Annotated in this window: 5 protein-coding genes; 1 reads left to right on the forward strand and 4 read right to left on the reverse strand. The window is 67.3% G+C overall.

Features of this window, described 5'->3' with window-relative positions:
- The 4 genes from ACK4TH_RS11335 to ACK4TH_RS11350 all read right to left on the reverse strand — a co-directional run.
- Positions 1-437: HD domain-containing protein (locus tag ACK4TH_RS11335; protein ID WP_409626558.1), on the reverse strand; the 437-nt coding region annotated here is incomplete at its 3' end.
- Positions 438-516: 79 nt separating this feature from the next.
- The gene (rpoZ, locus tag ACK4TH_RS11340; RefSeq protein WP_409626549.1) at positions 517-720 is read right to left on the reverse strand and encodes a DNA-directed RNA polymerase subunit omega; all 204 of its coding nucleotides are present in this window, start codon (positions 718-720) and stop codon (positions 517-519) included.
- Positions 721-752: 32 nt separating this feature from the next.
- On the reverse strand, positions 753-1,376 hold the full coding sequence (gmk, locus tag ACK4TH_RS11345; protein WP_409626552.1) for a guanylate kinase: 624 nt from the start codon (positions 1,374-1,376) through the stop codon (positions 753-755).
- A 5-nt stretch (positions 1,377-1,381) separates the two neighbouring features.
- Entirely contained in the window at positions 1,382-2,287 is a 906-nt protein-coding gene (locus ACK4TH_RS11350; RefSeq protein ID WP_409626554.1) for a YicC/YloC family endoribonuclease, read from the reverse strand.
- A gap of 72 nt (positions 2,288-2,359) precedes the next feature.
- On the opposite strand from ACK4TH_RS11350, the gene ACK4TH_RS11355 reads away from it, so the two are divergent.
- Positions 2,360-2,848 (forward strand): protein kinase domain-containing protein (locus ACK4TH_RS11355; RefSeq protein WP_409626556.1); only part of this gene is annotated, 489 nt, incomplete at its 3' end.

Genomic DNA, 2,848 nt, shown 5'->3' on the forward strand with positions numbered 1-2,848 from the left:
ATCTTGCGGAAGGATTCGGCCTGCCCCTGCTCGCGGCTGTCGAACTCCAGCTTGTCCAGCTTGGTCAGGCCATCGACGAGTTCGGCCACCGCGGGGCCGAAGCGCTGCGTCAGCTCCGCCTTGGTGACGCCGCAGTCCTCCAGCACGTCGTGCAGCAGGGCGGCGCACAGGGCCTGGGCGTCCAGCTTCCACTCCGTGCAGATCTGCGCCACTGCAATCGGGTGGGTGATGTAAGGGTCGCCGTTTTTGCGCATCTGGCCCAGATGGGCCTGATCGGCAAAGCGATAGGCCTGCCGCACCAGATCGATTTCGGCCGCGTTGAGGTAGTCCAGCCGCGACTCGAGGGCAGCAAAGCTGGCCGCCGCCGCACTGGCCGCGGCTTGGGGCGGCGGCGCAGGCGGACGGGTGCCGTAGGCGGTCGCCTCGGCAGGACTCACGGCGTGGGCACTCACCCTGCTAATGTAAACAAAAAAGGCGCCTTCGGTAGGCGCCTTGGTAGATGGGCGTGGTCGCGACTCAGACCGGGACCTTGCGCAGCATTTCCAGGCCGACGAGTCCGGCAGCGACTTCGCGCAAGGCCGTCACGGCGGGTTTGTTGCGCGTGTCCAGCTTGGGCGCGTGGCCTTGGTTGAGCATGCGCGCGCGATACGTGGCAACCAGCACGAGCTGGAAGCGGTTGGGGATTTTTTCCAGGCAATCCTCGACGGTGATGCGTGCCATGGAAACCTCCGGCAAAGCGTTGAAACAGGGGATTATCGGGTGATGCCCAACGCCTGGAACACTTCGGCGCGGGCCCTGCGTTGGGCCGCGACGCGCAGGCGTTGCGAGTGGGTGATCGTCTTGAGGTCGAACAATGCCCGCTCGAATACCTCATTGATTATAACGTAGTCGAATGCGTCGACGTGCGCCATCTCCTCGGCGGCGTTGCGCAGGCGCAGTTCGATGACGTCCTCGCTGTCCTCGCCGCGTCGCAGCAGCCGGTTGCGCAATTCCTCCCAGCTCGGCGGCAGGATGAAAATCAGCACCGCATTGGCAAACTGGCGCCGAATCTGCAGCGCCCCCTGGTAGTCGATCTCCAGGACGATGTCGGCGCCGGCGGCGATCTTGTCCTCGATGGCTTTGCGCGAGGTGCCATAGCGGCGGCTGTGCACCTGTGCCCATTCGACGAACGCGTTGGCGGCGACCATGCGGTCGAACTCCTCGTCGCTGACGAAGAAGTACTCGCGGCCGTGCACCTCCTGCCCACGCGGCGCGCGCGTGGTGTGGGAGACGGACAGCTCCATGCGCGAGTCCACCTCCAGCAGTGCTTTGACGAGGCTGGACTTGCCCGTGCCGCTGGGGGCGGCCACGACGAACAGGTTGCCGGGGTATTCCATGGGGGTCATTCGAGGTTTTGAACCTGCTCGCGCATCTGCTCGATCAGCACTTTCATGTCCACCGACAGGCGCGTGAGCTCCAGGCTGGCCGATTTGGAGCCCAGCGTATTGGCTTCGCGGTGCAGTTCCTGGATCAGAAAATCCAGCCGTTTGCCGACTTCGCCGCCGCGCTGCAGCAGCCGGTCGATCTCGCTCAGGTGCGATTGCAGCCGCGTCAGCTCCTCGGCGACGTCCACCCGGATCGCAAACGCCGCCGCCTCGGCCAGCGCGCGCTCCTGCAAGGCGGCGGGATCGGCCGGGGTGGCCCCGAGCGCGTCATGAAAGCGCTGTAGAAAGCGCTCGCGCTGCTGCGCCACGATCTGGGGCACCAGCGGCTCGGCCTGCGCCGCCAGTCCGCGCAGTTGCGCCACGCGGTCGCGCAACATGGCGACCAGCCGTGCGCCCTCGCGCTCACGTGCGGCGGTGAAGTCATCCAGCACCCGATCGGTCAGCGCCAGCAAGGGCTCCACCCATTCGGTGGTCACCGGTGCGCTGCGCTGGGCGAGTTGCAGCACCTCGGCGACCGACAGGCCGCGCGCTTGCGGCAGCCAGGCCTGCACCTGTTCCTGTGCGCCCAGCAGGCGCTGCAGTTCGGCGGCCGACGGCATGTGTACGCCCCCGCCGCCGCGCTGTTCGATCCAGGCCCGCAGTTCCACCTTGCCGCGGCGCACGCGCGCACCGACGCGCTCGCGCAGGGCCGGCTCGGCCGCGCGCAGGTCTTCGGGCAGGCGCAGCGACAAGTCCAGAAAGCGCCCGTTGACGGCGCGGATTTCCATCCCCAGCACACTGGCGCCGGGCGTGCGGGGGTCGGAGGCTGCCGCGGGGGGGGTGTATTGCCCCGTGGCGTAGCCGGTCATGCTGTACACTGACATCGGCCTTTAGCAGAGGGCGGCCCCGAGGGCGGCGCCGGCCGCCTGGGCGTAAGGTTTGCTCATGCACCGATTATGTCAAAGACCAAGCCGGCCCCTCTGCCGCCCGACACGGTGATCGGCGGCTACCGCATCGTGCGCCTGCTGGCGGCCGGCGGTTTCGGACTGGTCTATCTGGCGCTGGATGCCAACGGGCACGAAGTCGCCATCAAGGAGTACCTGCCCGCGTCGCTCGCGCTGCGCTCGCCCGGCGAGCTGTTGCCGGTCGTGGCGCCCGAAAAGCAGGCCCTCTACCGGTTGGGCCTGCGCAGTTTTTTCGAGGAAGGGCGGGCGCTGGCGCAGATCTCGCACCCTGCGGTGGTGGGCGTGCTCAATTTTTTCCGCGAAAACGAGACCGTCTACATGGTCATGGACTATCTGCAGGGCGCATCGCTGCAGGAGTTCATCGTGGCGGCGCGCGGCCGGCAGCGCAAGAAGGTGCTGCGCGAGGCGACCATCCGCTCGCTCTTCGACGAGGTGCTGCGCGGGCTGCGCATCGTGCACCAGCACAAGATGCTGCACCTG

It is taken from the genome of Tepidimonas sp. (assembly GCF_046292505.1).
GTDB lineage: Bacteria > Pseudomonadota > Gammaproteobacteria > Burkholderiales > Burkholderiaceae_C > Tepidimonas.

What these genes read in the sequence shown, in the direction of transcription:
- rpoZ (WP_409626549.1), bottom strand. Translation starts at nt 720, where the DNA reads ATGGCACGCATCACCGTCGAGGATTGCCTGGAAAAAATCCCCAACCGC.
- ACK4TH_RS11350 (WP_409626554.1), bottom strand. Translation starts at nt 2,287, where the DNA reads ATGTCAGTGTACAGCATGACCGGCTACGCCACGGGGCAATACACCCCC.
- gmk (WP_409626552.1), bottom strand. Translation starts at nt 1,376, where the DNA reads ATGGAATACCCCGGCAACCTGTTCGTCGTGGCCGCCCCCAGCGGCACG.